Source organism: Paraburkholderia sp. Cpub6, assembly GCF_014201065.1.
Lineage (GTDB): Bacteria > Pseudomonadota > Gammaproteobacteria > Burkholderiales > Burkholderiaceae > Paraburkholderia > Paraburkholderia tuberum.
In genome coordinates this window covers 110,646-134,762 of record NZ_JACHDM010000008.1, presented here as the reverse complement: position 1 = coordinate 134,762, position 24,117 = coordinate 110,646, and the positions used below count along the sequence as shown (strand labels likewise).

Annotated in this window: 26 protein-coding genes; 13 read left to right on the top strand and 13 right to left on the bottom strand. The window is 64.6% G+C overall.

Annotated features, from left to right (window positions below; all coding sequences use genetic code 11):
* Window positions 1-48: 48 nt before the first annotated feature.
* Both HDG33_RS16585 and HDG33_RS16580 read left to right on the top strand, forming a co-directional pair.
* On the top strand, window positions 49-738 hold the full coding sequence (locus HDG33_RS16585) for a nitroreductase (protein WP_184030536.1): 690 nt from the start codon (window positions 49-51) through the stop codon (window positions 736-738).
* A gap of 36 nt (window positions 739-774) precedes the next feature.
* Entirely contained in the window at window positions 775-1,089 is a 315-nt protein-coding gene (locus tag HDG33_RS16580) for a high-potential iron-sulfur protein (protein WP_184030533.1), read from the top strand.
* Between the two features lie 28 nt (window positions 1,090-1,117).
* Here the strand turns inward: HDG33_RS16580 and HDG33_RS16575 are convergent, their stop codons facing one another.
* Together HDG33_RS16575 and HDG33_RS16570 are read right to left on the bottom strand one after the other, a co-directional pair.
* On the bottom strand, window positions 1,118-1,468 hold the full coding sequence (locus HDG33_RS16575) for a DOPA 4,5-dioxygenase family protein (protein WP_184031218.1): 351 nt from the start codon (window positions 1,466-1,468) through the stop codon (window positions 1,118-1,120).
* Between the two features lie 30 nt (window positions 1,469-1,498).
* Complete coding sequence (locus tag HDG33_RS16570; protein ID WP_184030530.1) at window positions 1,499-2,002, bottom strand: GNAT family N-acetyltransferase; 504 nt, start codon at window positions 2,000-2,002, stop codon at window positions 1,499-1,501.
* 292 nt (window positions 2,003-2,294) lie between these two features.
* Here HDG33_RS16570 and HDG33_RS16565 point away from each other — a divergent pair, with 292 nt between their 5' ends.
* The 6 genes from HDG33_RS16565 (at window position 2,295) to HDG33_RS16545 (ending at window position 6,625) form a co-directional block, all read left to right on the top strand.
* Window positions 2,295-2,567: a DUF1488 domain-containing protein gene (locus HDG33_RS16565; protein WP_090807933.1), complete on the top strand. Its 273-nt coding sequence runs from the start codon at window positions 2,295-2,297 to the stop codon at window positions 2,565-2,567.
* A gap of 884 nt (window positions 2,568-3,451) precedes the next feature.
* Window positions 3,452-3,925, top strand: a complete 474-nt coding sequence (locus HDG33_RS16560) for a hypothetical protein (protein ID WP_184030527.1) — start codon at window positions 3,452-3,454, stop codon at window positions 3,923-3,925.
* Entirely contained in the window at window positions 3,922-4,047 is a 126-nt protein-coding gene (locus tag HDG33_RS37325; protein ID WP_260330442.1) for a hypothetical protein, read from the top strand. Before HDG33_RS16560 ends, HDG33_RS37325 begins: the two co-directional genes overlap by 4 nt.
* 279 nt (window positions 4,048-4,326) lie before the next feature.
* Entirely contained in the window at window positions 4,327-4,680 is a 354-nt protein-coding gene (locus tag HDG33_RS16555; protein ID WP_184030524.1) for a YciI family protein, read from the top strand.
* 179 nt (window positions 4,681-4,859) lie between these two features.
* Window positions 4,860-5,273 carry a YciI family protein gene (locus tag HDG33_RS16550; protein ID WP_018423912.1) on the top strand — a complete coding sequence of 138 codons (414 nt, stop codon included), beginning with the start codon at window positions 4,860-4,862 and terminating at the stop codon, window positions 5,271-5,273.
* Window positions 5,274-5,350: 77 nt separating this feature from the next.
* Window positions 5,351-6,625, top strand: coding sequence for an RNA polymerase sigma factor (locus HDG33_RS16545; RefSeq protein ID WP_184030522.1), 1,275 nt, complete (start codon window positions 5,351-5,353; stop codon window positions 6,623-6,625).
* Between the two features lie 53 nt (window positions 6,626-6,678).
* On the opposite strand, the gene HDG33_RS16540 is transcribed toward HDG33_RS16545, so the two are convergent.
* The 7 genes from HDG33_RS16540 to HDG33_RS16510 all read right to left on the bottom strand — a co-directional run bounded on the left by HDG33_RS16540 (window position 6,679) and on the right by HDG33_RS16510 (window position 16,078).
* On the bottom strand, window positions 6,679-7,296 hold the full coding sequence (locus tag HDG33_RS16540; protein ID WP_184030520.1) for a LysE family translocator: 618 nt from the start codon (window positions 7,294-7,296) through the stop codon (window positions 6,679-6,681).
* Window positions 7,297-7,348: 52 nt separating this feature from the next.
* Window positions 7,349-7,936 carry a DUF4337 domain-containing protein gene (locus HDG33_RS16535; protein ID WP_184030515.1) on the bottom strand — a complete coding sequence of 196 codons (588 nt, stop codon included), beginning with the start codon at window positions 7,934-7,936 and terminating at the stop codon, window positions 7,349-7,351.
* 124 nt (window positions 7,937-8,060) lie between these two features.
* Entirely contained in the window at window positions 8,061-9,029 is a 969-nt protein-coding gene (locus HDG33_RS16530) for a zinc-binding alcohol dehydrogenase family protein (protein ID WP_184030504.1), read from the bottom strand.
* A 140-nt stretch (window positions 9,030-9,169) separates the two neighbouring features.
* Window positions 9,170-12,238, bottom strand: coding sequence for an efflux RND transporter permease subunit (locus HDG33_RS16525; RefSeq protein ID WP_221311433.1), 3,069 nt, complete (start codon window positions 12,236-12,238; stop codon window positions 9,170-9,172).
* Window positions 12,239-12,254: 16 nt separating this feature from the next.
* On the bottom strand, window positions 12,255-13,406 hold the full coding sequence (locus HDG33_RS16520; protein WP_184030494.1) for an efflux RND transporter periplasmic adaptor subunit: 1,152 nt from the start codon (window positions 13,404-13,406) through the stop codon (window positions 12,255-12,257).
* Window positions 13,407-13,459: 53 nt separating this feature from the next.
* Window positions 13,460-15,031 (bottom strand): efflux transporter outer membrane subunit, encoded by a 1,572-nt coding sequence (locus tag HDG33_RS16515; protein ID WP_184030482.1) that lies wholly within the window; start codon window positions 15,029-15,031, stop codon window positions 13,460-13,462.
* A gap of 312 nt (window positions 15,032-15,343) precedes the next feature.
* On the bottom strand, window positions 15,344-16,078 hold the full coding sequence (locus HDG33_RS16510; RefSeq protein WP_184030479.1) for a GNAT family N-acetyltransferase: 735 nt from the start codon (window positions 16,076-16,078) through the stop codon (window positions 15,344-15,346).
* Window positions 16,079-16,167: 89 nt separating this feature from the next.
* Here HDG33_RS16510 and HDG33_RS16505 point away from each other — a divergent pair, with 89 nt between their 5' ends.
* The 3 genes from HDG33_RS16505 (at window position 16,168) to HDG33_RS16495 (ending at window position 19,054) form a co-directional block, all read left to right on the top strand.
* Entirely contained in the window at window positions 16,168-17,760 is a 1,593-nt protein-coding gene (locus HDG33_RS16505) for a PLP-dependent aminotransferase family protein (RefSeq protein ID WP_184030476.1), read from the top strand.
* A 195-nt stretch (window positions 17,761-17,955) separates the two neighbouring features.
* Entirely contained in the window at window positions 17,956-18,288 is a 333-nt protein-coding gene (locus HDG33_RS16500) for a hypothetical protein (protein ID WP_184030473.1), read from the top strand.
* Between the two features lie 184 nt (window positions 18,289-18,472).
* Window positions 18,473-19,054 carry a flavin reductase family protein gene (locus tag HDG33_RS16495; protein WP_184030465.1) on the top strand — a complete coding sequence of 194 codons (582 nt, stop codon included), beginning with the start codon at window positions 18,473-18,475 and terminating at the stop codon, window positions 19,052-19,054.
* A gap of 6 nt (window positions 19,055-19,060) precedes the next feature.
* On the opposite strand, the gene HDG33_RS16490 is transcribed toward HDG33_RS16495, so the two are convergent.
* The 3 genes from HDG33_RS16490 to HDG33_RS16480 all read right to left on the bottom strand — a co-directional run bounded on the left by HDG33_RS16490 (window position 19,061) and on the right by HDG33_RS16480 (window position 20,501).
* A complete protein-coding gene (locus HDG33_RS16490) occupies window positions 19,061-19,558 on the bottom strand; it encodes a GNAT family N-acetyltransferase (protein WP_184030452.1) in 498 nt (165 codons plus the stop codon).
* A 138-nt stretch (window positions 19,559-19,696) separates the two neighbouring features.
* Window positions 19,697-20,056 (bottom strand): PQQ-binding-like beta-propeller repeat protein, encoded by a 360-nt coding sequence (locus HDG33_RS16485; protein WP_311548326.1) that lies wholly within the window; start codon window positions 20,054-20,056, stop codon window positions 19,697-19,699.
* A gap of 61 nt (window positions 20,057-20,117) precedes the next feature.
* Window positions 20,118-20,501 (bottom strand): hypothetical protein, encoded by a 384-nt coding sequence (locus HDG33_RS16480; RefSeq protein ID WP_184030428.1) that lies wholly within the window; start codon window positions 20,499-20,501, stop codon window positions 20,118-20,120.
* Between the two features lie 152 nt (window positions 20,502-20,653).
* Between HDG33_RS16480 and HDG33_RS16475 the strand changes: the two genes are divergently transcribed.
* Together HDG33_RS16475 and HDG33_RS16470 are read left to right on the top strand one after the other, a co-directional pair.
* Window positions 20,654-21,526, top strand: a complete 873-nt coding sequence (locus tag HDG33_RS16475; RefSeq protein WP_184030425.1) for a GyrI-like domain-containing protein — start codon at window positions 20,654-20,656, stop codon at window positions 21,524-21,526.
* Between the two features lie 313 nt (window positions 21,527-21,839).
* Window positions 21,840-23,204: an MFS transporter gene (locus HDG33_RS16470; protein ID WP_184030420.1), complete on the top strand. Its 1,365-nt coding sequence runs from the start codon at window positions 21,840-21,842 to the stop codon at window positions 23,202-23,204.
* Between the two features lie 61 nt (window positions 23,205-23,265).
* Here HDG33_RS16470 and HDG33_RS16465 read toward each other — a convergent pair whose 3' ends face one another.
* Window positions 23,266-24,099, bottom strand: coding sequence for an AraC family transcriptional regulator (locus tag HDG33_RS16465; RefSeq protein ID WP_184030409.1), 834 nt, complete (start codon window positions 24,097-24,099; stop codon window positions 23,266-23,268).
* Window positions 24,100-24,117: the final 18 nt, after the last annotated feature.

Below are 24,117 nucleotides of genomic sequence, written 5' to 3'. Positions count from 1 at the left end.
GCTAGAATCGTCGCAGACCTACTCCGCAGGCTCTGCCGCCATCCGCCGATGACCTCTCCCGCGAACCCCGTCGACACCGCGCTGACCACGCGGCGCTCGGTGCGCGCCTTTCTGCCGACACCGGTGCAGCGCGCCGACATCGAAGCGATTCTCGAAGCCGCCAGCCACGCACCGTCGGGCACCAACACGCAGCCGTGGAAGGTGTACGTGCTGACGGGCGAATCGCTCGCGCGTCTGTCGCGCGATCTGCTCGCGGCCTACGACGATCCGCAGCGCGACGAGCTGTACCAGGAGGAGTACGCGTACTATCCGCGCCAGTGGCAGTCGCCGTTCATCGACCGGCGTCGCAAGATCGGCTGGGACATGTATAGCCTGCTTGGCATCGAGAAGGGCGACAAGGCGCGCATGCACGAACAGCACTCGCGCAACTTCCGTTTCTTCGACGCACCCGTCGGCCTGCTGTTCACGATCGATCGCAGCCTCGAGCGCGGCAGCTGGCTCGACTACGGCATGTTCCTGCAGGCGATCATGACGGCCGCGCGCGGACGCGGTCTCGACACCTGTCCGCAGGCCGCGTTCATGCAGTTTCATCGGCTGATTGCCGGACATCTCGGCCTGCCCGAAAACGAGCAATTTGTGTGCGGCATGTCGCTCGGTTTCGGCGACCCCAACGCGCCGGTCAATACGCTGCGCCCCGAGCGCGAACCGGTCGAGCGCTTCGCGCGCTTTCTCGATTGAACGCATCCCTCAGTCCCCACCCAGAGGCAAACGAAAATGAAAACATCGCGGCGCCATTTCCTGTTGGTCAGCGCGGGCGTCGGCTCGTCGCTCGCGCTGTCTCGGCTCGCGTTCGCCGCGACCGTTCCCAATGCGCTCAGCGAGAGCGATCCGCGGGCGCAGGCGGTCGGCTATACCGAAGATGCGTCGAAGGTCGACAAGGCCAGATTTCCGAATTTCGCGGCCGGGCAATCGTGCGCGAACTGCTCGCTGTTCCAGGGCAAGGCATCGGACGCATACGGCGGCTGCACGCTGTTCGGCACTAAACAGGTCGCGTCGCGCGGCTGGTGCAGCGCGTATACGAATATGTGAGCACGCCGCCGTAGCGTTCGCAGCGGTGCTATAGCAGCGCCTTCAGCACGAGTTCGTGCGAGTGCCCGATCCACACGGCAGCGTCGCGATGATCGCGCAGCGCGTCGCCGGTGTTCGGATGCACAAAGACATCGAGCGCGCCGTGATTGAGCGTGAGCCAGCCGACCACGTCGGCGAACTGCGTGTGCGCGAAGGCGAGCTGATACGACCACATCGGATGCGGCCCGACCGGCCGTTCGTGGAAGCGCCCGATCTGCAGTTTGTCGCCCCAATGCGCGTCGATCTGCTCGCGAAACGCCCAGGCGGCATCGCGGCTCGCCGGGTCGAAGTAGATGTGCGCGTGCCAGCTTTGTATTGCTGAAGCAGCGCGAAAAGTCATATCAGAGTTCATTGCCAGGCTCGTTCCGTATCAGTCTTTATCCGACATTCGTTCTGCTTCGCTTTCCGCCGGCGCGCGCGCTGCAAGGCGCATGTGAAACTGTGTCTGATCCTCGCCGACGATCTCGAAGCCAAGACGATCGTACAGCCGTTTGGCGGGATTGCCCTTGAGCACCTGCAAGCTGACCGGCAACGCTTCGGCCGCGGCGGCGCGCAGGATCGTGCGCAGCGCTTGCTCGCCGATGCCGCGACCCTGTAGCGCCGGCGCAATCTGCAACTGCACGACGAACCATTCGTCGTCGTTGCGATGCGCCTTCAACAAGCCCGCGGGCGCGCCGTCGATGCAGACCACCTGCGCCGCGTCGTAGCGATGCAACAGGCGCGCGCGATGGGCGTCGTCGTCGGTCGGCTCGCCGGCGCGCGCCAGGTGTTCGGTCATCGTCGTCTTGCGCAGTTCGAGCAGGAAGGCTTCGTCGTCGGGTTGCGCGGGGCGCAAGGTCAACCCGGATCGTTGGTCGGGCAGTTGGTCGGACATGTCGGCAAGGTGGTGGCGCGCGATGATCGTGCGAAGCGCGAGTAAGGATTGACGTCGATTGTCGCGCCGGCTGAGCTTTTTTGCCACGCGGCTATGTTGCAGTCTTCTCACGTTGCGATGCAGGGCGAACGCTCGATGCGGCGAGGCGCCGCCTGCTGCGTTGTGTGGCATGCGCATTGCTCAAGGTTGATTCACTTTTCGCGGGCACGGTCGTCGACCCATCGCGGCCGCGCTTATCCGGGGACGTTCGCGTTATGCGGCGAACGTCGTAATCAACGTTGCGAGGTGGGCTATGACGATGATCGAGGTGGTACCCAGCGTCTCGGCAGATGGACGCGCGGTGATTTTCCAGCTTTCGTCGCAGGGACGAGACCTTGAATGCGCGGTCACGCGCGAGGCGCTCGAGCAGCACTTCTGGCTGCAACGCGGCGCGGGTGAGGCGCGCGTTCTGAAGACGTTCGCGGATGGGCGCAAACGTATTACGGCGATCGCCGAACGAAAAATGCTCGCGCGTCCCGGTGAGAAGGTCTTGCTGACGATCGACGATTTCTCCACACGCGGTTGACGTGCGTGGCGTGGCGCGCGTCATCGCTCGAAGCTGCACACGCGATGACGCCGGCGCGATAGCACCGGCTCCGCTCGGCCTGAATGCGGCCGGCTTCGCACTTCGCGTTTTTTCTCTCAGGCTTTCGCAGCACCGTTTCGGTGCAATCGCTGATTTCACATCGAGCGCTCCGTGGGGCCGCTGTTACATCGATTCGCCAAATTAACCCACCAAAGCGCTTCGGTTCGCTGAATTGCTTTCGCGCGTGCGCGCATACACTCTTTTCCATGGAGCGAGGAATCACCGACCTCCATCGATGCGATCTTCCCCTCGTGTCGGATTTGAACCGTACCGTTGATGAGTAGTCTGCAGTTCGCAGTTCGCAGTGCGTATCTGGCAGTTTGCAGTCCGCAGTTGACGCAATACAAGCGCGCAATGCATCGAGCACGAGCGCGAAGCAACAGGGGTAGCGGCCAGAAGTAGCAGATAGCGAGGACCGGCCCATGCAGTCGCAATTGAAGTGGTAGTTTGAATCGGTAGTTTTAAGCTTCCTGTCGAGCGGTAGAAATTGCCGGTGCAGTACACGTAAGCAATAGCTTTGCAGGTTAGGTGGTTATAGGTTGGCAGGCATCCACGCGCCTGCTCGGCCGTTCCATCCTGTCAGCCCTGTTCCTCGCGGAACAGGGCTTTTTTTCGTCGCAACGAAGCGGCTTTCTTGTTTCTGGCGGCTTCGAACCGATATGCGGACATTGCGTTCTTCGATGCGTTCGAAGAACGGGCGCGTCGCATGACGTGCGCATGGCGTGAACTGTCGGGCGCGAAATACGTCGGACGTTTGAGCGCGGCGTTTGCCGCCGTCGCGTGCCGAAGTCCGGGCGCGCTGCCGAAAGAAGGAGGTTGAATCGATGTCCAGCAAGTCGCGAGTTCACAAGCCCGGCCGCACGGCCATGTCCCCGTTGTTGCGTTCTCTGACCCAGAGCCGCACCGCGCACGCGCCGGTCACGCAGACCATGCTGTTGCAGGCCTACGCCGCGCTCGATGCATTCCGCCGCGGCCACGGCGCGCGCATTCTGCACACGACGCTGAGCCGGCATTTGCTGGTGTCGCAGGAACTTGTGCATGCCGGACGGGGCGCCGACGCGCGCGCCGACATCGAAAGCGCGCATGCGGCGATGGTGCGGCTCGATGTGCGCGAGCGCCAGACTGGCCGCTGGTCGCTCGAAGACGACGACTACGCAAGTCTGTGCGCGGCGCTAGCGATTTTCGACGGACAGTTGTCGGCGGCGTCGCTGAGCGAGCTGGCGAGCGCGGAAGCGAAAATGATCGAAGGTTTGATGCGTTCCGCGCGACTGCGGGCGCTGGTGGAAGCGGCGGTTTGAGCGGCACGCATCTGGCGGCGCGCATTTCGGAAGCGTCGCGGGTCACCGGCGATGAGTTCAATGCGCTATCGGCGAGCCCGGGCGAGTGGCTGCCCGCTGCGCTGCGTTCGTCGAACGGCTGATACGACCGTTTCAGCGCGGACGTAAATGGATTCCGGACACATTGAAAGCGGCATCGACGTGTCGCGCGAGGCCGGCTGGTGCGCGTGGCGCGGCTTGTTACGAGTGTCCGTAGAAGTCCCGCCGGGCGCGTTTGCCGCTGCGATTCCCGCTTGCTAGACTGGCTGCGCCTGCTTGCCGCCTGTCTGCTTGCGTACCTCCTGCATACCGCCGAGGCCAGGCGTCGCTGGCGTCGTTGCGATGCCGACTCGCGTATATAACCGAGCCCTATCGGAGACATCATGTCCTACATGCTGCTGATCGTCGAACCCACGGACCAACGCGAGGAGCGCGGCGAAGCCGCGGGCCGCGACCTCTACGACCAGATGGTGCGTTTCTCCGAGAACCTGAAAGCGCGCGGCAAGCTGCTCGCGGTCGAGTCACTGACTTCGCAGAAGGACGCCGTGCGCGTGCAGGTCCGCCATGGCCAATCGAAGCTCGTCGACGGGCCGTTCGCCGAGGCGAAGGAGATGATCGGCGGCTTCTTTCTGTTGAACTGCGACAGCCGTGAAGAGGCCGTGGCGATCGCGCAAACCTGCCCGGCGGCGTCGTGGTGCACGGTCGAGGTGCGCAAGCTCGGACCGTGCTTCATCTAGGCACGCGTGAGTCCCACTTCACCAGCTTCGGTGTTTTCCCTGGGATGTCGGGACCGCCGCGCGTGTCGATCGGACCGTGCATCGCGCGTCGTGTGAGTGAGGGGCGAGCCGGCGTGGCCCCGCCGGGCGATTCACAAGAATCCACTCACGACCAACCACTAACAACAAGGAGCAACGACATGCGATTCATGATCATCGTAAAAGCCACGGCCGCGAGCGAAGCCGGCGAGATGCCCGAACCGTCGCTGATCGCCGCCATGGGCGCCTACCACGAAGAACTCGCGAAGGCCGGCGTGCTGCTCGACGCGACGGGCCTGCAGCCGAGCTCGAAAGGCTGGCGCGTGCGCTATAGCGGCGGCAAACGGAGCATCGTGGACGGGCCGTTCGTGGAGACCAAGGAGCTGATCGCGGGCTACACGTTGATCCAGGTGCGCTCGCGCGACGAGGCGATGGAATGGGCGCGGCGTTTCCCGGCGCCGTTCGGTGAGCACGCCGATGGCGAAATCGAAGTGCGGCAGCTGTTCGAACTCGACGACTTCGAGCCGGGGCCGGAAGTCGAGCGCTTTCACAAGCTCGAAGAAGATCGCCGCTGATTTGATGGACTACGTCTGGGAGCCCGCGTACATGGTCTTGAACGCGCAACCGCCGGCAGCAGGTGAAGGCTGACGCCGTGACGATACAGGCTACCCATCGTGCGATCGACGCTGTCTGGCGGATCGAATCCGCGAAGGTCATCGCTCACGTCGCGCGGATCGTGCGCGACGTGGGACTCGCCGAGGAACTCGCGCAGGACGCGCTGGTGGCCGCGCTCGAGCATTGGCCGGACGCGGGCGTGCCCGACAACCCCGGAGCGTGGCTGATGACCGCCGCGAAGAACCGCGCGCTCGATCGCCTGCGCCAGGAAGCGCTGCATGCGCGCAAGCGCGAGGAGCTCGGCCACGATCTCGACGCGATCGAAGCGCACGTGGTGCCCGATTTCGTCGATGCGCTCGACGCCGCGCGCGCCGACGACATCGGCGACGATCTGCTGCGGCTCATCTTCACCGCGTGCCATCCGGTGCTGTCGACCGATGCGCGCGTCGCGCTGACGCTGCGCCTGCTCGGCGGCCTCACCACCGACGAAATCGCGCGCGCGTTTCTCGTGCCGGAGCCGACCATCGCGCAGCGGATCGTGCGCGCGAAACGCACGCTGTCGGCGGCGCGCGTGCCTTTCGAGGTGCCGCAGGCGGACGCGCGCGCGGCGCGGCTCGCGTCGGTGCTGCAGGTGATCTACCTGATTTTCAACGAAGGTTATTCGGCCACGGCCGGCGACGACTGGATGCGCCCGACGCTATGCGAGGAGGCGTTGCGGCTTGGGCGCGTGTTGAGCGGACTCGTAGCCGACGAGAGCGAGGTCCACGGTCTCGTCGCGCTGATGGAGATTCAGGCGTCGCGTACGCACGCGCGCACCGACGCCCAGGGGCGTCCGGTACTGCTGCTCGATCAGGATCGCAGCCGCTGGGACCCGCTGCTGATTCGCCGCGGCTTCGCGGCGCTGGACAACGCGCATGCGCTCGGCGGCGAGAGCGGGCCGTATGCGTTGCAGGCGGCGCTCGCCGCGTGCCATGCGCGAGCGCGACGCGCCGAGGACACCGACTGGGCGCAGATCGTCGCGCTCTACGATGCGCTGGCGCAGGTCGCGCCGTCGCCGGTAGTGGAGTTGAATCGCGCGGTCGCGGTGGGGATGGCGTTCGGGCCGGCGGCCGGACTCGAGATCGTCGATGCGCTCGCCGCCGGTTCGGCGCTCGCGAATTATCACTGGCTGCCGAGCGTGCGCGGCGATCTGCTGGTCAAGCTTGGACGCGTCGATGAAGCCCGCGCGGAGTTCGAGCGCGCCGCGGCGATGACGCGCAATACGCGCGAGCGCGAGTTGTTGCTGGAGCGTGCGCGCGGGCTCGCGGATTGAGGTTGGCACTTTGGTGCTGGCACATTGGTGCTCACGCACACGTCGGTGCAGCCTCAACGAATCAGCTGCCGCACCCCCAACGCAACGATCAAGCCGCCGCACACACGATCCACCCACATCTTGCCGCGCCGATAAGCCGACGCGATGCGCTGATGCGACAGCGCCAGCGCGACGAATCCATACCAGCTGCTCGCGACGACGAGCACCATGCCGAGCATCGCGGCGAACGTGCCGGTACTCACATGCGCCGGCGCCGCCGACGAAAACACCGCGGCAAAAAACGCCATCGACTTCGGATTCGCGATGTTGGTCGCGAAGCCCTGCGCGAACGCCTGCCTGAAGCCGCCCGCCGGTGCCTTGACGAGCACCGCTTGCCGCGCCGCCGAGGCATTGAAGATCAGCCGCCCGCCGAACCACAGCAGGTAACACGCGCCCACGATCCTGACCACGAGCGCGAGCCACGGGAACGCGGCGAACACGATGCCGACGCCAAGAATCGCGCAGCTGGCCCAGAACAGATTGACGAGCACGATGCCGGCGACCATCGCGAGCGCTTCGATGCGCGTCGCCGAAGCCGCCTTGTGCGCGACCGCGACGAAGTTCGGGCCCGGACTCACCACGCCCGCGATATACACGGAAAACACGCCGACCACGGCGGACCCATCGATCACGACACGCTCCCGATTGCAAAGCTCTGGGTGAAAAGTAACGCGAGCATCCCGCTCATAGCCCGAAAAACGCCGCGCCCGCGGTCAAGACGCCCACTCCCGCGACCAGGTACGACAGATTGCGCAGCCAGTTCTTCCGCGTGAGCAGCGTGATCGCGCACAGCGCAATCGCGACCTGAATCAGCAGCGTCGCCTGAGCCCAGCGATGATGGCCGTGCAACAGCGTTTCGCTACGCGTATCGGCGGCGACGACCTGTTTTTCGATCGCTTCTGCGTTCGCGCGGATCGGCTCCTTCTGCTGCTTGTATTTCTCGACGTCGGCGACGAACTTCGCGTGCGCGTCGCTATTGGGCGCCGACAGCGCCGCGCCGAGTTCCGCGAGGTTTTCCTTTTCGCCCTTCGCCTGATAGTAGCTCCACTGGTTCGACGCTTCGGTCTTCTTGATCGCGGCTTCGTTCTTGAAGAACAGCGCGAGGTTTTCGGCGTTGCCGCTCTGGTACGCGCACAGCGCGCCGATCGTCGCGAGGATCGCGGTCATCACGGCCATGCGGCTCGCGAACGGATCGGCGTCGTGATGCGCGGCGTGGCCGGCGTGTTCGACGGCATGGTCGTGCGGACCGTGCACTTCATATTCTTCAGACATCAGATTCTCCGAGGCAATGCTTTTGTCGTTCTCGCCGGACGGGGCGGGCGCCCGGCGGCCTCAATCTTAGCGTGTCGCCGACGCCCGGAGGCCGCAGCTTCAATGCACTGTGTCAGAGGGACGGTTATTGCATGCGAATCACGACGCGCCCGCGCGTGCCGGCGGCGACCGCCTCGTAGGCTTCGCGCGCGCGGGCGAGCGGGAATTCCTGCGCGATCGCCGGGCCGCTCAGCTTGCCGTTGTCGAAGCCCTCGACGAGCGCGGTCATCAGCGGCGCCGATTCCGCGACGCCGAGCTTCGCGCTGTCGACGCCGAGCAATTGCGTCTCGTTGTGATAGAAGTCGATCAGATCGAACTCGACGCGGCGCTTGCCGGTCCCGCTGATTTCGAGCACGCGGCCGCGCCGCTTCGCGAGACTCAGCGCGGTCTCGAACGCGACACCGCCTACCGTGTCGTACACGACTTCCGCGCCCGCGCCGCCGGTCAGCTCGCGCACGCGTGCGGCCGCGTGTTCGTCGAACGCCACGTAGGCGTCGATCAGGCGGCCCGCGGGCGTGGCGGGATCGAGCGGCCGGCGGTCGACGGCGATCACGCGCGCGCCGCGTGCTTTCGCGATCTGCACGACCGCGCCACCGACACCGCCGCCCGCGCCAAGCACGGCAATGGTCTCGCGGGCCTGCAACTTCGCGTATTCGACGGTGCCGAGCCACGCGACCACGAAGTTCACGCCGATCGCCGCCGCCTCGACGTGGCTCAACGCCACGGGCTTGCGCGACAGCGCCGCGACCGGAATGCCGAGGTACTCGGCGTGCGTGCCGTCGCGCGTGAAGCCGATGTCGCCGCCGGTTCCCCACACCTCGGCGTCGAGCCACGCGGCCGGGCCGTCCACCACCACGCCGCTGAAGTCGCGCCCCGGCGTGCGCGGCAGCACCGTATGTTCGAAATGGCCGGACACGTTCTTCACGTCGCTCGGATTGACCGAGGCCGCCATGACCCGCACGACCGCATGCTCCGCGTCGGCCTGCGGCGTCGGCAGGTCGACGTATTCGAGCACTTCGGGGTTGCCAAAAGATTTGAACTGAATCGCTTTCATCGTGCGTGGCTCCGGTTGGTCTTGCGCCGCGTTGCGCAGCGAATGCACCGTAGTCTAAGTGATGCGAGTAACGGCATCAGGACGACGGCTTTCAGATTTCGGACAACAACCCCCGCGCCGGGTACGCGATCACCCAGGCTCTAACCCGCCTGACCCGCCTCGTCGGCCTTCGGCGCCTGAGCATGCCGCTGGTGTTCGGCGGCCAGAAACATGTACATCGCCGGCACGACGAACAACGTGAACAGCGTGCCGATCGACATCCCGGTGAAGATCACGAGCCCCATTGCGTTGCGGCCCGCCGCGCCCGCGCCCGACGCGATCACGAGCGGCACCACACCGAGCACCATCGCCGCGGTCGTCATCAGGATCGGGCGCAGCCGCACGCCGGCGGCTTCCTCGACCGCTTCGCGCTTCGCGCGACCTGCGCGCTGCAATTCGTTGGCGAACTGCACGATCAGAATGCCGTGCTTGCTGACGAGCCCCATCAGCGTGACGAGGCCGACCTGCGTGTAGATATTCAGCGTCGTCAGGCCGATGTTGATGAAGATCAGCGCGCCGAACAGCGCCATCGGCACCGAGATCAGGATCACGACCGGATCACGGAAACTCTCGAATTGCGCCGCGAGCGCGAGGAACACGATGATCGTCGCGAGCAGCAGCGTGATGACGAAGCCGCCCGACTCCTGCACGAACTGGCGCGACTCTCCCGAGTAATCGGCTGAATAGCCGGCCGGCGCGACCTGCGCGGTCGCCTTGCGCAGAAAATCGAGCACCTGGCCTTGCGACACGCCCGGCACGATCACGCCGGAGATCGTCGCCGAGTTCAACTGCTGGAAGTGGTTGATCGATTCGGGCACGACGCTGTGCCGCAGATGCGCGATCGTCGACGCCGGTATCACGTTGCCGTCCGGCGTGCGCAGATAGTAGTCGAGCACTTGCGACGGATTGAGCCGGTCGATCTGCAACACCTGCGGAATCACCTTGTACGAGCGTCCCGCAATCGAGAAGTAGTTGACGTAGCCGCCGCCCAGCGCCGACCCGAGCGCCTGTCCGACGTCGCTTTGCGACAGCCCGAGCGACGCCACCTTGTCGCGATCGACGACGAGCGTCACTTCCGGCTTGTCGATTTTCAGGTCGCTATCGACGAAAAAGAACATGCCGCTCGCGCGCGCTTTTTCCAGCACTGCTTGCGACACCTCGTTGAGGTTTTCGAACGGCTCGGTCGTGCTGATCACGAACTGCACCGGCAAGCCCTGCGCGCCCGGCAGCGGCGGAAACTGGAACGCCGCGACGCGCGCGCCCGCGATCTGATTCCACTTCTGCTGCAACTCCTGCTGCAGCACGGTCGCGTTCTTGCCGCGCTGATCCCAGGTCTTGAACAGCACGCCGCCGATGCCCCGGTTGACAGTCGGCGAGCCCGTGAGCTGGAACATCTGCGAATATTCGGGCAGTGTCTTCGAAGCATCGAACACCTGGTCCGCGTAGGTCTGCATCTGCTGGATCGTCGCGTTGGGCGGCCCGATGATCTGCGAGAGCACGATGCCCTGGTCTTCCTGCGGCGCGAGTTCCGACTTCGAGGTCATGAACAGATACACCGTGCCGCACAGCAGCAGCGCGCCCATGATCACGAACACGGGCCAGGTATCGAGCGTCGCATGCAACAGGCGGCCGTAGCCGCGATGCACGCGCTCGAACTGGCGGTCGACGAAACGCGCGAAGCGGCCCGACTCCTGCGCGGCACGGAAGAAGCGCGAGCACATCATCGGCGACAACGTGAGTGCGATCACGCCCGACACCGTCACCGCGCCCGCGAGCGTGAACGCGAATTCGGTGAAGAGCGCGCCCGTCAGCCCGCCCTGGAAGCCGATCGGCGCGTACACGGCGATCAGCACGACGGTCATCGCGACGATCGGGCCGCCCAGTTCGCGAGCGGCGATCAGCGCGGCGTCGAACGGTGTCCTGCCTTCGTGCTTCATGTGCCGATCGACGTTCTCGACGACGATGATCGCGTCGTCCACGACGAGCCCGATCGCGAGCACGAGTGCGAGCAGCGTGAGCAGATTGATCGAATAGCCGAGCACCTGCATCACGAAGAACGTGCCGATCAGCGACAGCGGCATCGCGATCAACGGCACGATCACCGCGCGGAAGCTGCCGAGAAACAGGAAGATCACGATGGTGACGATCACGAGCGCTTCGACGAGCGTTTTGATCACTTCCCTGATCGCGGTGTTGACGAAGTCGGTCGCGTCATAAACGATGTCGCCCGTCATGCCGGTCGGAAACTGCTTCTGTAGATCGGGAAACACGGTTTTCACGCGCTTGGCTACGTCGAGAATGTTCGCGTCCGGTGCGACCTTGATGCCGATGAACACCGACCGCTTGCCGCTGAACGCGACGTTGAAGTCGTAGCTGTCGGCGCCGAGCACGACGTTCGCGACATCCTCGAGGCGCACGATCGAGCCGTTCTTCTGCTTGACGACGAGCTGCTTGAAGTCGTCGACGGTATGCAGTTCCGTGCCCGCTTCCAGGTCGACGCTGACCATTTGCCCCTTCGTCGTGCCGAGCGTGGCGAGATAGTTGTTGTTGCCGAGCGCGGTGTACACGTCACCCGCGCTCACGCCGTGCGCGGCGAGCCGCGCCGAGTCGAGCCACGCGCGCATCGCGAACTGCCGGCCGCCCAGCACTTCGGCGGTCTGCACGCCCTGGATCGAATCGAGCTTGGGCTTGACCACGCGCAGCAGGTAATCGGTGACGTTGTTGCTTGGCAGCACGCTGCTGTAGAAGCCCATGTACATCGCGTCGGTGGTCTGCCCGGTCTGCACCGTCAGCACCGGCTGCTGCGCCTGCGGCGGCAACTGGTTGCGCACCGAGCCGATCTGCGTGTTGATCTCGGTCAGCGCGCGGTTCGCATCGTAGTTCAGTCGCAGCGTCGCGATGATCGTCGACACGCCCGTGATGCTCGTCGACGACATGTAGTCGATGCCCTGTGCCTGCGCGATCGCCGCTTCGAGCGGCTGCGTGATGAAGCCGGCGATGGTGTCCGAGTTCGCGCCATAGTAGGCCGTCGTGATCGTGACGACCGCGTTCTCGGTCTGCGGATACTGGCTGACCTTCAGCACCGCGAGCGCGCGCAACCCGAGCACGAGGATCAGCAGGCTCACGACCGAAGCGAGTACCGGCCGGCGAATGAAGATGTCCGTGAACATGATCGGGCGGCCTCGCTCATTGTTCCTGCGGCGTCGGATTCGGACTGTCCGACGGCTGCACGCGGTTGTCGATGATCAGCGGCGTGCCGTTCTTCAGCTTGATCTGGCCGCTCGTCACGACCTGCGTGCCGTCGTCGATGCCCTTCAGAATCGCCACCTGGTCGCCGCGCGTCGGCCCCGGCGTTACGAATACCTGCTGGGCGACGGGCAGCGTCTTGCCCTGCGCGTTGGGCTGCGTGCCGGGCTTCACGACGAACACGGTCGCGCCATACGGGTTGTAGGTGATCGCCGTTTGCGGCAGGGTCAGGTAGCGCTGTTCGGCGCCCGAGTCGATCTTCACGTTCGCGTACATGCCGGGCAGCAGCTTGCGCTCGCGATTGTCGACGCTCGCTTCGATCTGTACGTTGCGCGTCGCGCTGTCGACTTTCGGGCTCACCGACTGGATCTTGCCGGTGAAGGTTTTCCCGCTGTACGCGTTGGTGTCGACGCTGACGGTCGCGCCGATCGCGAGCTGGCCGAGCTGTTGTTGCGGTACCGAGAAGTCGGCGTAGATCGGATCGATGGCTTGCAGCGTGACGATCGCGTCGCCGGGATTCAGGTATTGCCCCGGATTGATCGTCGTGATGCCGAGGCGCCCCGCGAACGGCGCGCGAATCGTCTTCTTGTCGACGAGCGCCTGCTGTTGCGCGACCTGCGCCTTCTTGCCCTTGAGGTCGGCCGCATCGGCGTCGAGCTGCGCCTTCGCGATCGCCTTGATGTCGTACTGCGCGCGGTCGCGCTCGTAGACCGTCTGCGCGAGTTGGGCCGCGGCCTGCAGCGATTGCAGCAGCGCGACGTCGCTGTCGGCGTTGAGTCGCACGAGGATCTGTCCGGCTTTCGCTTCCTGCCCCGACACGAACGCGACCTCGCGCACGAGGCCGGCGACTTCGGTCGTCACGTCTACGCCGCGCACCGCGCGCAGGCTGCCGACCGCCGCGAGCTGCGGCTGCCACGACTGATAGTGGACCACCACCGCCGAGACCGTGGCGGGCGGCGCGGTGTTGGCCGTCATGAACTTCGCGAACATGTGCGCGCGGAACAGGTTGAAGCCGACCAGCGCGGCGAGCAGCAGGCCGACGCTGATCAACATGATCACCATCCGCTTTGTCATCGGTTTTCTTTCGGCCATCGTGATGTCCTTGCTCGGCTTGGGGCGAGGGCTGGGGTTGCGTCAGGGCACGGTCAATGTGGCGTTGTGGTGGTTGCCGTCGTTGCTGATGGCGACGACGGGTTCGACGCGCTCGCCGACGCGGCGGCCGGCGCGGCCGCGGACTCGGGCGCGGCGGCATTCCACCAGCCGCCGCCGAGCGCCTGGAACAGCGCCGCCGTGTCGGCGTAACGCGCGGCCTGCGCCTGCGCGAGACTCACGACCGTTTGCTGATACTGGCGTTGCGCGTCGAGCAGCGCGAGGTAGCTGACACCGCCGACGTGATACTGTCCGCGCGTGAGTTCGAGCGAATCGCTCGCGGCGCGCGACGCGTCGGTCTGCGCCTTGAGGCCGGTTGCGTCGTGTTCGAGCGCGCGCAGCGTGTCCGCAACGTTCTGGAACGCGAGCAGCACCGTCTCGCGGTATTGCGCGCCGGCCTGTTCGTAAGCGGCCTCGGCCGCGCGCTTCTGCGCGCTCAGCTGGCCGCCGTGAAAGACCGGTTGCAGCAAGCCCGCGCCGATGCTCCAGAGCGTGCTGCCGGCCCTGAGCACCTGCGCGGGCGTCAACGCTTCGGCGCCGTAGCTCGCGGACAGCGTGATCTGCGGATACATCGCCGCGGTCGCGACGCCGACCTGCGCGCTCGCCTGATGCAGCGTGGCATCGGCGGCAAGGATGTCGGGGCGCTGGTGCACCAGCGACGACGGCAGGCTCACGGGCAGCGTGTCGGGCAGCGAGAACATGTCGAGCGTGAAGCCGGGCACCGAGGTATCGCTCGGCAGCTTGCCGGCGAGTACCGCAAGCTGATGGCGCGCCTGATCGAGCTGCTGTTGCAGCGGCGGCAGCGTCGCGCGGGTCTGCGCGAGCAGCGTTTCCTGCGCGAGCACGGCCGTGCGGCTCACGCCGCCGAGTGAGAATTGCTGGTCGAGCACGTTCAGCTGCTGCTCTTCCTCGGTAGCGATCCGCTCGGTCGCGTCGATCTGCGCGCGCACCGACGCTTCCTTGACCGCCGCGGTCACGATGTTGGCCGATATCGTGAGATAGGCGGCCTGCAGCTGGAAGCGCTGATAGTCGATCTGCGCATGCAGCGCTTCGAGTTCGCGCCGCGCGCCGCCGAACACGTCCAGCTTGTACGAGACGTTGACCGACGCGTTGTAGAGATTGAATTCCTCGACGAGGCCGGGCTCGCCGAACGCGATGCCGTTGATCTTTTCGCGCGTGGCGCTCAGTTGCGCGTCGACGCTCGGCAGCAAGGTGCCGCCGGCTTGCGCGATGTAATTCTCGCGAGCCTGTCGCAACGCCGCCTGCGCGGCGGCCATGTTCGGACTGTTGGCGATCGCCTCGCGGATCAGTGCGTCGAGCGGCTCGCAATGAAACAGCGTCCACCACGCGGCGGGAATGTCCTGGGCCGGCGCGAAACGCTGCGGCAGGCCTGCGGGGCCGGGCGCGGAGGCGGTCTGGTCGGGCAGCGGCGTGGTGGTGAAGGTGTCGGTGGCCGGCGCGGGCGGCGCGTGGTAGTCGGGGCCGACCATGCAGCCGGCCAGCGCGACGCAGCTGCACAGCGCAACGTAGAGGCGCCGCCAGACAATACGCTGACTCACGTCGATCATCGATCTACCTTGTATCGCCAGTGGCGGGTGGACCGGACGAAGATGTTCAGGTCACCCGAACGTTCCTGGAGTTGTCTTGCCGACGCTGGAATTTACCATGCACGGCGCGAACCGCGCTTGGCCTCGCGTTTGCTGGCCGACGAGGGTGGATACGAGATCACGTAGGAGGGCGGTGATGGCAGGCGGTGCTACCGCTGTCTGCCACGCCCGGAGCGGCATTCACGACAATTTCACGGATTCGGGCACGCGGTTGGCTCGGCATCGCGCTTGGCGAACCGGTCGAGCCGTTGCCTGGTTATCGATCGTCTGGTTTTACCGGGCCTCGTCCGCCGCTCGGCGCTGCGCGATCAGATCGGCGAGCCGCTCGACCTGCTGCCCTTGCGCATCGAAATTGCCCGCGTCGAGCCACCGCTCATAGCACGAGCGCAATGCCGGCCACTCGCTGTCGATGATCGAAAACCACGCCGTGTCGCGATTGCGCTCGCGATAGACGATCGCCTGCCGGAAGATCCCCTCGAACGTAAATCCATAGCGCAACGCGGCCTTGCGCGACGGCTCGTTGAGCGAATCGCATTTCCATTCGAAGCGCCGATAACCGAGCTTGTCGAACACTTCGCCTAGCAGCAGGTACATCGCATCGGTCGCGATGCGCGTGCGCTTGAGCCGCGGCGAATACGTGACGTGGCCGACTTCGATCACGCCGTTGGCCGGATCGATCCGCATCAGCGAGAGCGTGCCGACCGGCTTGCCCGTCGCCAGGTCGATGACCGCGTAGTGCAGCGGATCTTTCGATGCCGCCATTTGCGTCAGACGCTCACGATAGGCCGCGAGACTGTCGAACGGGCCGACCGCCAGATAGGTCCAGTCGCGGCCGTCGGTGGCCGAGCCGTACGCGTCGAAGAGGTCGGCCGCGTGGCGCTCGACGTCGACCGCTTCGAGCCGGCAATAGCGGCCGCCGAGCGGCTCGCGGCCCGGCGGCTGCGCGCCGTGCCAGCCGGGCAGGGGCGCGCCGATGGGCTGGCCGTAGGCGTTACGTGTGGGTTCCATGTCCGTTCTCCTGTCGATGCAGGAACGATACGGCAAACGTGGTATGTTCAAAAGATCCACGAAATGCTTATTCGATAGGTCCAGCCACCATGATCGAAATCATCGGACCGCTCGTCCATGCGGACGACGCGTTCGCCGCGAGCGGCGCCAGCGGGGCCAAGCGGCCCGCGCCGCTGCAAAAGCAGCTGATCGAACGTCTGCAGCAGGCGATCCTCGCCGGTCGTCTGCCGGCCGGGTCGCTGCTGCCGTCGTCGCGGCTGCTCGCCGCCGAGATGGGCGTGTCGCGCAACACGGTCGTGATCGCTTACGAGCATCTCGCCGCGGTCGGCTACGTGATCGCCGATCGCCAGGGCACGCGCGTGAGCCCGCTGTCGAGCCCCGCCGCGCGCGGCGAGCGGGCGGCGGCGTCGGCCGCGCCGGAGGTCGTATACGCGGCGCGCGTCGAGCAGTTCGCGGCGTCGCACAATCACGCCGACAACGGGTACGCGCTGACCCCCGGCACGCCCGCGCTGGACCGTTTCCCGCTTGCCGCGTGGCGGCGCGCGCTCGAACGTGCGATGGAGCGCGCATTACCACGCGCGCTCGGCTACGGCATGCCGGCCGGCGAGCCCGCGCTGCGCGACGCGATCGCCGCGCATCTACGGATGGCGCGCGGCGTGCGCTGCGATGGCTCGCAGGTCGTGATCACCGAGGGCGCGCAGGAGGCGCTGAACCTGTGCGTGCGACTGCTGACCAATCCCGGCGATATCGCATGGATCGAGGACCCCGGCTATCGCGGCGCAAAGGCCGCTTTCAACGCGGGCGACTTGCGCACGCTGCCGATTCCCGTCGACGCCGAAGGCATGGCCGTGCCGGCCGACGCGTGGCACACGCATCCGCCGAAACTGATCTACACGTCTCCCGCGCATCAGTATCCGACCGGCGCGGTGCTGTCGGTGGCGCGGCGGCTTGCGCTGATTGCCGAGGCGCGGCGCTGCGGCGCGTGGCTGATCGAGGACGATTACGACGGCGAGGTGCGTCACACCGGCGAGCCGATCGCGAGCATGCAGGGCCTCGTCGACGAGGCGCCCGTGCTGTACGTCGGCTCGTTCAGCAAGACGATGTTTCCGGCGCTGCGCATCGGCTTCGTCGTGCTGCCTCGCGCGATCGCCGCGCACGCCGCTGTTGCGCTGCAAGAGATGCTGCGCGGCGGGCATCGGCTGGAGCAGTTGGCGCTCGCGCATTTCATCGAAAGCGGCGAATTCGGGCGGCATCTCGGGCGGATGCGGCGGCTGTACCGCGAGCGGCAGCAGGCGCTGCGCGACGCGCTGGCCGAGCATTTTCCGGCGGCGACGATTCTTGGCGGCGATTGCGGCATGCATCTGACGCTGCGGCTGCCGGCATCGCTCGACGATCGCGCGCTCACGGCGCGGGCGCAGGCGTTGGGGTTGAGTCCGCGCGCGCTGTCGGGGTTTTCGATCGGGGCGTCGGAGCAGACGAACGGGCTCGTGATCGGGTATGGCAATACGGAGGCGGAGCGCTTGGGGCCCGCGGTGAAAGCGCTGGCGGAGGTAGTGCGGGAGATGGAGGGCGAGGCGCGACCGGCTGCGAAGCGCGCGGCAAAACGGGGCGGAAAAACCGTCGTCCGGCCCCGCAAAAAACCCACCCCGCCACGCCGCACGCCCGCCACTCCGGGCATGTAGGTTTTACGTCTGTCCGCCTGGCCCATGTCGCGCTATCGTGTCGTATGCGCGGCGACTTCGCAGTTCCGATGTGCTGGTTTGCCCGCATGTGCCGCGGTTGCCCGTCCCGTCGCGCGGCGGGTGTGGCGCCGGCGATGGGCACGAACAATGCGTTCAGTGTGGTTATCGATGACGATCTATCCGACCGGAGACGACATGAAGGAAATCGAACCGACCCCGTGGTTTGACCTTGCCATCCATACGCCCGTACGCGAAGGCTGGTACGAAGTGCAGTTGGCGAGCGGGGACACGGCGTTTGCGAAATTTGGCGACGGCGTGTGGACCGAAAAGCCGTTGCTCGTATTCACGCACTGGCGCGGCCTGTCCGCCGATCCCTCGAAAGCCGCGGACGGCGCGGCCGAGTCGGTCGGCGCCGAAGCCACTGCGGCGCAAGGCGTGCGCGCCGCCTGGAACGCGTTCTTCCCGGGACTCGGCGACGAGCAGCACAAGCCGCTCAATGCGGTGCCGAACGGCAAGGCGCCACATTGAGGGTTCCTTGAAATTCGTTTGAAGTCCGGTCGGGCGGCGGCCTGTGGGCCGCCGCCCGACAGCTCGATTCTGCCGCCATCCGCGCGTGGTTCGAATCGCTCTCGTATCGCTCGGCCCTGCGCCGCACCGCATTTCTCCCGCCCCGCTACAATCAGCGTCATTCTTTCGACGCCATCACAATGCCATGAACGCCACCCGAGAAACCGTGGAATTGTCGCGCGCGACTCAACTGCTCAATCACGGACCCGTCACGCTGATCACGAGCGCACACGATGGTCGATCGAACGTGATGGCCGCGTCATGGGCGATGCCGCTCGACTTCAATCCGCCGAAGGTGGTGGTGGTCGTGGATAGCCGCACGCTGACGCGTCGCCTGATCGAAGCGAGCGGCGTGTTCGGGCTGCAGTTGCCGAGCCGCGGTTTCGCCGCGCAAACGCTCGCGGTCGGCACGCACGCGGGCGTCGAACTCGACAAGTTCTCCGCGTTCGATCTCGAGACCTTCCTCGCGCAAAAAATCGACGTGCCGATGCTGGCCGGCTGCATCACCTGGATGGAATGCAAGGTGATTCCGGACGACAGCCAACGGCACGATCTGATCATCGGCGAGGTGGTCGCCGCGTATGCGGATAGCCGCGTGTATTCGCGCAACCGCTGGCATTTCGGCGACGATCCCGACCTGCGCACATGCCATTACGTGGCCGGCGGTACCTTCTTCGCGACGGGCGATGCATTCGAGGTGGCGCCCGTCGCGGCGTCCGCGCAGTGACCGGGCTTAGGTGCTCCGTTCGGTTTCGCCTTCGGCGAATGCTTTGAGCGCGTCGCCGGCGAGACGATAACGTACCCATTCGCTTTGCGGATTCGCGCCGATCGACTTGTAGAAGCCGATGGCCGGCTCGTTCCAGTCGAGCACGCTCCATTCGAATCGACCGCAGCCCGTTTCGCAGGCGATTTGCGCGAGATGGCGCAGCATCTGTTTGCCCGCGCCGCTGCCACGCGATGCGGGCGATACGTACAGGTCTTCCAGATAAAGCCCCTGTTTGCCGAGCCACGTCGAATACGAAAAGAAGTACACGCAAAAACCGACTGGCTCGCGGTTCATTTCGCAGATCAGCGCTTTCGCGGGCGCGCCCTCGGCAAACAGGCTCTTCTCGATGTCTTCGACGCCGGCGACGACTTCGTGCTCGGCTTTTTCGTAGATCGCGAGTTCGGTGATGAAGCGCAGGATCAGGGGGGCGTCGGAAGCGGTGGCGGGGCGGATGTGGATCGTCAAGGTCTAGTGCTCGGTGAGTTCGGTGATGACTGCCGGCCGGCGGGCGGTACGCGCCAAATGCGCCGGCTTCGGAACAGACTCACATCGTAGCAAAGAGCCAAAGGCCCCGCCGCGAACGGACCGGGCCTCGGGCGTTTCCTACAGACCGAAGGCGAACAATTTCAGCGGCCCCGGTCCACTCGTCGAGCCAGAGCCCCAGAACACCACGCCGTCCGCAATGGCCGGCCCGGCATTGCATGCACCCCCGCTATTGAATGACCACAGGACTTTTCCGTTGGAAGAATCGAGCGCGTACATCGTGCCATTCGTGTAGTCGAGATTGCATCCGAAGACCACGCCATTGGCGACACTGACGGCTGCCTCCGCGCGGCTTCCGAGCGGGTCCGGCGTGGTCCACGTCACTGCGCCGGAATTCGCGTTGAGCGACGCCCTTCTACATCCCTGCCGGGTTCGTCGGCGAGAGTATGACGGGGTGGTGCGATTCGCGGCTGATTGGATGATTGCCCGGCATGAGCGCGCATTCGGACAGGAAGAGAGACCGAAACGGCACTGCCGCGCTTCAACCCTCCGGCAACACCGACTTACCGCGCCGCTTTTTCGGCTTAGGCTCGACGCCCACTCGCGGGTCCCGCTCCAGCACGAGTGCCGTCAACTTCTCGACAGTGTCTTCAAACGCAGGATCCTCCTGTTGCACGTAAAGCCATTTCCCAAGCACCGGGTGAGGCTGCAACGCAGGCATATCGGTAATCAGAGCAGCATGGCGTTCCCGCGACGTACAGACGAGCAGCCCATTCCACGGCTTATCGCGATCGGCGGCAACCAGGCACAACAGCCCATCGATATACGCAGCGTCGCTACCAAACATCCGCCGACGCATATACGTCGGATCGCGTTCGAACGCGTCGAAGATCCACAGGAGCGAATTGCTGATCGAAGAGGGCATCGGCGGACAATCTCAGGAAGCGCGGGTGAACGAAGATAAGTTTACGTAAATTCTCCAGGCTCGGCAGCGAGCCAATTGAAGATCGAGCAAGTCCGGCTAGGTAAGATGTGTCCAACCTCGGCGACCATATCGAAACTCGCACGATCCAGACCATGTTAGCTCACACAGACGCCACCGCTGCCTACACGAAGCGCTTCGAAGCCGTTCTCGCCTATATCGATGCAAACCTCGAGGGCGATCTGTCGGTCGACGCGCTAAGCCGCATCGCAAACTTCTCGATGTTCCATTTTCATCGGCAGTTTGTCGCGTATGTCGGCGTGCCCGTCGCACGCTACGTGCAGTTGATGCGCTTGCGTCGCGCGGGCCGCCGCCTCGCGTCGCAGGCGTCGTGCCCGGTTCTCGATGCCGCGCTCGACGCCGGCTTCGACAGTCCCGAAGCCTTCAGCCGTGCGTTCAAGCGTGCGTTCGGCATGGCGCCGAGCGCGTTTCGACGACATCCAACATGGCAATTCTGGAGTGCGAGTTTTGTTGTTCCCTATGTTTCGAGGAAACTGACCATGCAAGTGAAAATCGTCGATTTTGCAGAAACCCGCGTTGCCGCGCTCGAACATTGTGGTTCGCCCGGACTCGTCAACGAGAGTGCGCGCAAGTTCATCGATTGGCGTATTCAAAGCGGACAATCACCGGTGGCGTCGAGCCGGACCTTCGGCGTCCCGCACGGCAATCCAGACACGGTGCCAGCGGATGAATTCCGTTTCGATATCTGCGGAGAGATCGACGAGCCGGTCGCGCCGAATCTCTATGGCGTGCGCGAGCTCGTGATGCAGGGTGGACGGTGCGCGGTGGTTCGGCACGCAGGATCGACCGACCACATCGGCGAGACGATCTACCCGGTCTATCGCGACTGGTTGCCTTCGAGTGGGGAAGAGTTGCGGGACCATCCGCTGTTTTTCCACTACCTGAGCGTCTATCCTGAGACGCCGCTGGATCAGTGGCAGACGGATATCTACATTCCGTTGGTGTGATTGGGATGGGTGTGATGAGCATGTGAGATGCCTGCTAGTGCGAAGCAAGTTGCTCCATCGGTATCAATTGCATTGAGCGAGCATTGCCGATTGCTAATTCGGCAAAAAATGCAATTTCGAAATGTCTCTCTGAATAAAGCCCCGCTCTCTGCGAATAGTGGTTCGGAGCCGGTTTTTATCGACCCGGCCGCCCAGCCATAACAGTAGCCGCGAAGCCGGTTTTCGCTGCACGTACCTCGCGTCCTCACTGGAACCACGCAATACCTCAAATGTCAAAAAACGATGTCATCCGTCCATTTTGGGGAGATAGCAAATGGCTGCCACGCAATCAGGGGCGGTGCCCCTCTCGGATGAGGAGGCTCGGCGCCAGTTGCGCCGTGCTGTCATCGCCAGCACGATTGGTACCACAATCGAATGGTATGACTTCTTCCTGTACAGCATTGTCACGGGTCTTGTATTCGCGAAACTGTTCTTTCCTGAATCGGACCCGCTCGTCGGCACACTGCAAGCTTTTCTGATTTACGCTGTCGGCTTTATCGCGCGACCGGTGGGCGCGGCGATTTTCGGCCACTATGGCGATCGCATCGGACGTAAAGCCACGCTAATCGTGACGCTGTTGCTGATGGGACTCGCGACGTTTGCCGTGGGCTTTGTTCCAACCTATGCGACGATTGGTATCTGGGGGGCAATCCTGCTCACGGCGCTGCGCTTCATTCAAGGTGTGGGCGTTGGAGGCGAGTGGGGCGGTTCGGTGTTGATGTCGATGGAGTGGGCACGTACCAACAAGCATCGCGGTTTCATCGCGTCCTGGCCGCAGTTCGGCGTACCGGCGGGATTGTTCGTCGCGAATCTGGTGGTGCTTGCCGTCAGCCAGATCTCCGGCAGCGCATTTCTCACCTGGGGCTGGCGGGTGCCGTTTTTCCTCAGTATCGTGCTGGTCGCGATCGGCCTTTATATCCGCTTGAGTATCCTCGAGACGCCTATCTTCGCGAAGCTGCTCGCTGAGCGCAGGATCGAAAAGGCGCCGATGCGTGAAGTATTGCGCCGGCAGCCGAAAGACATTCTTTTGTCGGCTCTTGCGCGTATGGCGGAACAGGCGCCGTTCTATATTTTCACGGCCTTTATATTCACCTATGGTGTGATGAGTCTGGGCGTCACACGCGATCTGTTGCTCACGGCAGTGCTGGCCGCTTCGGTGCTGGAATTCTTCACGATTCCGCTGTTTGGTCACGTGTCTGATCTGATCGGACGTCGACGCATGTATGTGATCGGTGCCGCTGCTGTCGGGCTATTCGGCTTCCTGTACTTTTTCATGGTTGGAACCCATAACCCGATATGGATCTTCGCGGCCATCGTACTTTCGCTGGTGCCGCATGCGATGATGTATGGTCCCCAAGCCGCGTTGATCGCCGAATCGTTCACGGGGCGCTTGCGCTACAGCGGTGCGTCGATGGGCTATCAGTTGGCTTCCGTCATCGCTGGCGGTCCGGCACCGTTGATTGCGACGGCGCTTTATGCTTACTTCCATTCGGGATTTGCGGTGGCTTGGTATGTCTTCGCGTGCGCGGTGATTAGCGTGGCCGCCGCCATGCGATTGGGCGATTACACGAATAAGGACATTTCGCGGGAATACGACGACGTGCATGCATTGCATGACAGCAGACATGCCACTCCGTGAATGATCAGGCGGATGGCCGGCCACAACGGCCATCCGCAACGGCCATCCGCCGGATCGACCATCAACTTTTCAGCGGCAACCAGACTTCGACTCCACCCATCCCCGTCACCGGGTCGAACTGCTCGCCATACCGTTCGAAATGCGGTGCATCGGCAGGCACGTGCCCTGACGCGGGCAACCACTGATTCCAGATCGTATTCATCGTGCGACGAATGCCTGAGATGTGCTCGCGATGAGTGAACACCGCATACCGTTGCGCGGCGATGCGCACACGACTCAACTCTGGCGGCAATGCGGAAAAATCGCTGACTTCGACGCCGCACATGTAGTCGAAGTTACCCAGTTCATCGGCGTTATAGCCAACGCCATAAGCCACCTTGCCGACCTGTCCCGGCACCCTGCCGTACCAGGCGCCAAAGCGCTGCCATTGGGATGGGATCGCCTTGCTGCTGTCGCACGTATAGCGCTCGCTCAGTCCAGCGACGAGAAACGCTCGCGCGTCTTCGAAGCGCGGCGGGTCCAGATGGGTGAGAAGGGTTTCGTCCATTTTGATCGGCTCCACGATGGTCAGGTTGTCGAGATGACCCCGCGCGCGCAGCGCGTCGGGCGTGAGCCCGAACTGTTCGCGAAACGCGCGCGTGAATGCTTCGTGAGAGCCGTAGCCGGCGTCGAGAGCGACCGCGAGGATGTCGGGCGCACCATCGGCCAGACGTCGTGCGGCCTCGCTCAAACGCCGTGCGCGAACGTAGCGCATCACCGGCATCCCGGTGGCCGCTTCGAACGCGCGCGCGAGGTGAAAGCGCGATACGCAGCCACAGCGGGCGATGTCGTCGAGCGTCAACTCGCCGGCGAAGTGGCTTTCGATATACCAGAGCGCTTTTCCAACCGGGTTCATCTCGGCTCTCATGTCAGC

What these genes read in the sequence shown, in the direction of transcription:
- HDG33_RS16585 (WP_184030536.1), top strand. Translation starts at nt 49, where the DNA reads ATGACCTCTCCCGCGAACCCCGTCGACACCGCGCTGACCACGCGGCGC.
- HDG33_RS16580 (WP_184030533.1), top strand. Translation starts at nt 775, where the DNA reads ATGAAAACATCGCGGCGCCATTTCCTGTTGGTCAGCGCGGGCGTCGGC.
- HDG33_RS16575 (WP_184031218.1), bottom strand. Translation starts at nt 1,468, where the DNA reads ATGACTTTTCGCGCTGCTTCAGCAATACAAAGCTGGCACGCGCACATC.
- HDG33_RS16570 (WP_184030530.1), bottom strand. Translation starts at nt 2,002, where the DNA reads ATGTCCGACCAACTGCCCGACCAACGATCCGGGTTGACCTTGCGCCCC.
- HDG33_RS16565 (WP_090807933.1), top strand. Translation starts at nt 2,295, where the DNA reads ATGACGATGATCGAGGTGGTACCCAGCGTCTCGGCAGATGGACGCGCG.
- HDG33_RS16560 (WP_184030527.1), top strand. Translation starts at nt 3,452, where the DNA reads ATGTCCAGCAAGTCGCGAGTTCACAAGCCCGGCCGCACGGCCATGTCC.
- HDG33_RS16555 (WP_184030524.1), top strand. Translation starts at nt 4,327, where the DNA reads ATGTCCTACATGCTGCTGATCGTCGAACCCACGGACCAACGCGAGGAG.
- HDG33_RS16550 (WP_018423912.1), top strand. Translation starts at nt 4,860, where the DNA reads ATGCGATTCATGATCATCGTAAAAGCCACGGCCGCGAGCGAAGCCGGC.
- HDG33_RS16535 (WP_184030515.1), bottom strand. Translation starts at nt 7,936, where the DNA reads ATGTCTGAAGAATATGAAGTGCACGGTCCGCACGACCATGCCGTCGAA.
- HDG33_RS16530 (WP_184030504.1), bottom strand. Translation starts at nt 9,029, where the DNA reads ATGAAAGCGATTCAGTTCAAATCTTTTGGCAACCCCGAAGTGCTCGAA.
- HDG33_RS16525 (WP_221311433.1), bottom strand. Translation starts at nt 12,238, where the DNA reads ATGTTCACGGACATCTTCATTCGCCGGCCGGTACTCGCTTCGGTCGTG.
- HDG33_RS16520 (WP_184030494.1), bottom strand. Translation starts at nt 13,406, where the DNA reads ATGGCCGAAAGAAAACCGATGACAAAGCGGATGGTGATCATGTTGATC.
- HDG33_RS16515 (WP_184030482.1), bottom strand. Translation starts at nt 15,031, where the DNA reads ATGATCGACGTGAGTCAGCGTATTGTCTGGCGGCGCCTCTACGTTGCG.
- HDG33_RS16510 (WP_184030479.1), bottom strand. Translation starts at nt 16,078, where the DNA reads ATGGAACCCACACGTAACGCCTACGGCCAGCCCATCGGCGCGCCCCTG.
- HDG33_RS16505 (WP_184030476.1), top strand. Translation starts at nt 16,168, where the DNA reads ATGATCGAAATCATCGGACCGCTCGTCCATGCGGACGACGCGTTCGCC.
- HDG33_RS16500 (WP_184030473.1), top strand. Translation starts at nt 17,956, where the DNA reads ATGAAGGAAATCGAACCGACCCCGTGGTTTGACCTTGCCATCCATACG.
- HDG33_RS16495 (WP_184030465.1), top strand. Translation starts at nt 18,473, where the DNA reads ATGAACGCCACCCGAGAAACCGTGGAATTGTCGCGCGCGACTCAACTG.
- HDG33_RS16480 (WP_184030428.1), bottom strand. Translation starts at nt 20,501, where the DNA reads ATGCCCTCTTCGATCAGCAATTCGCTCCTGTGGATCTTCGACGCGTTC.
- HDG33_RS16475 (WP_184030425.1), top strand. Translation starts at nt 20,654, where the DNA reads ATGTTAGCTCACACAGACGCCACCGCTGCCTACACGAAGCGCTTCGAA.
- HDG33_RS16470 (WP_184030420.1), top strand. Translation starts at nt 21,840, where the DNA reads ATGGCTGCCACGCAATCAGGGGCGGTGCCCCTCTCGGATGAGGAGGCT.
- HDG33_RS16465 (WP_184030409.1), bottom strand. Translation starts at nt 24,099, where the DNA reads ATGAACCCGGTTGGAAAAGCGCTCTGGTATATCGAAAGCCACTTCGCC.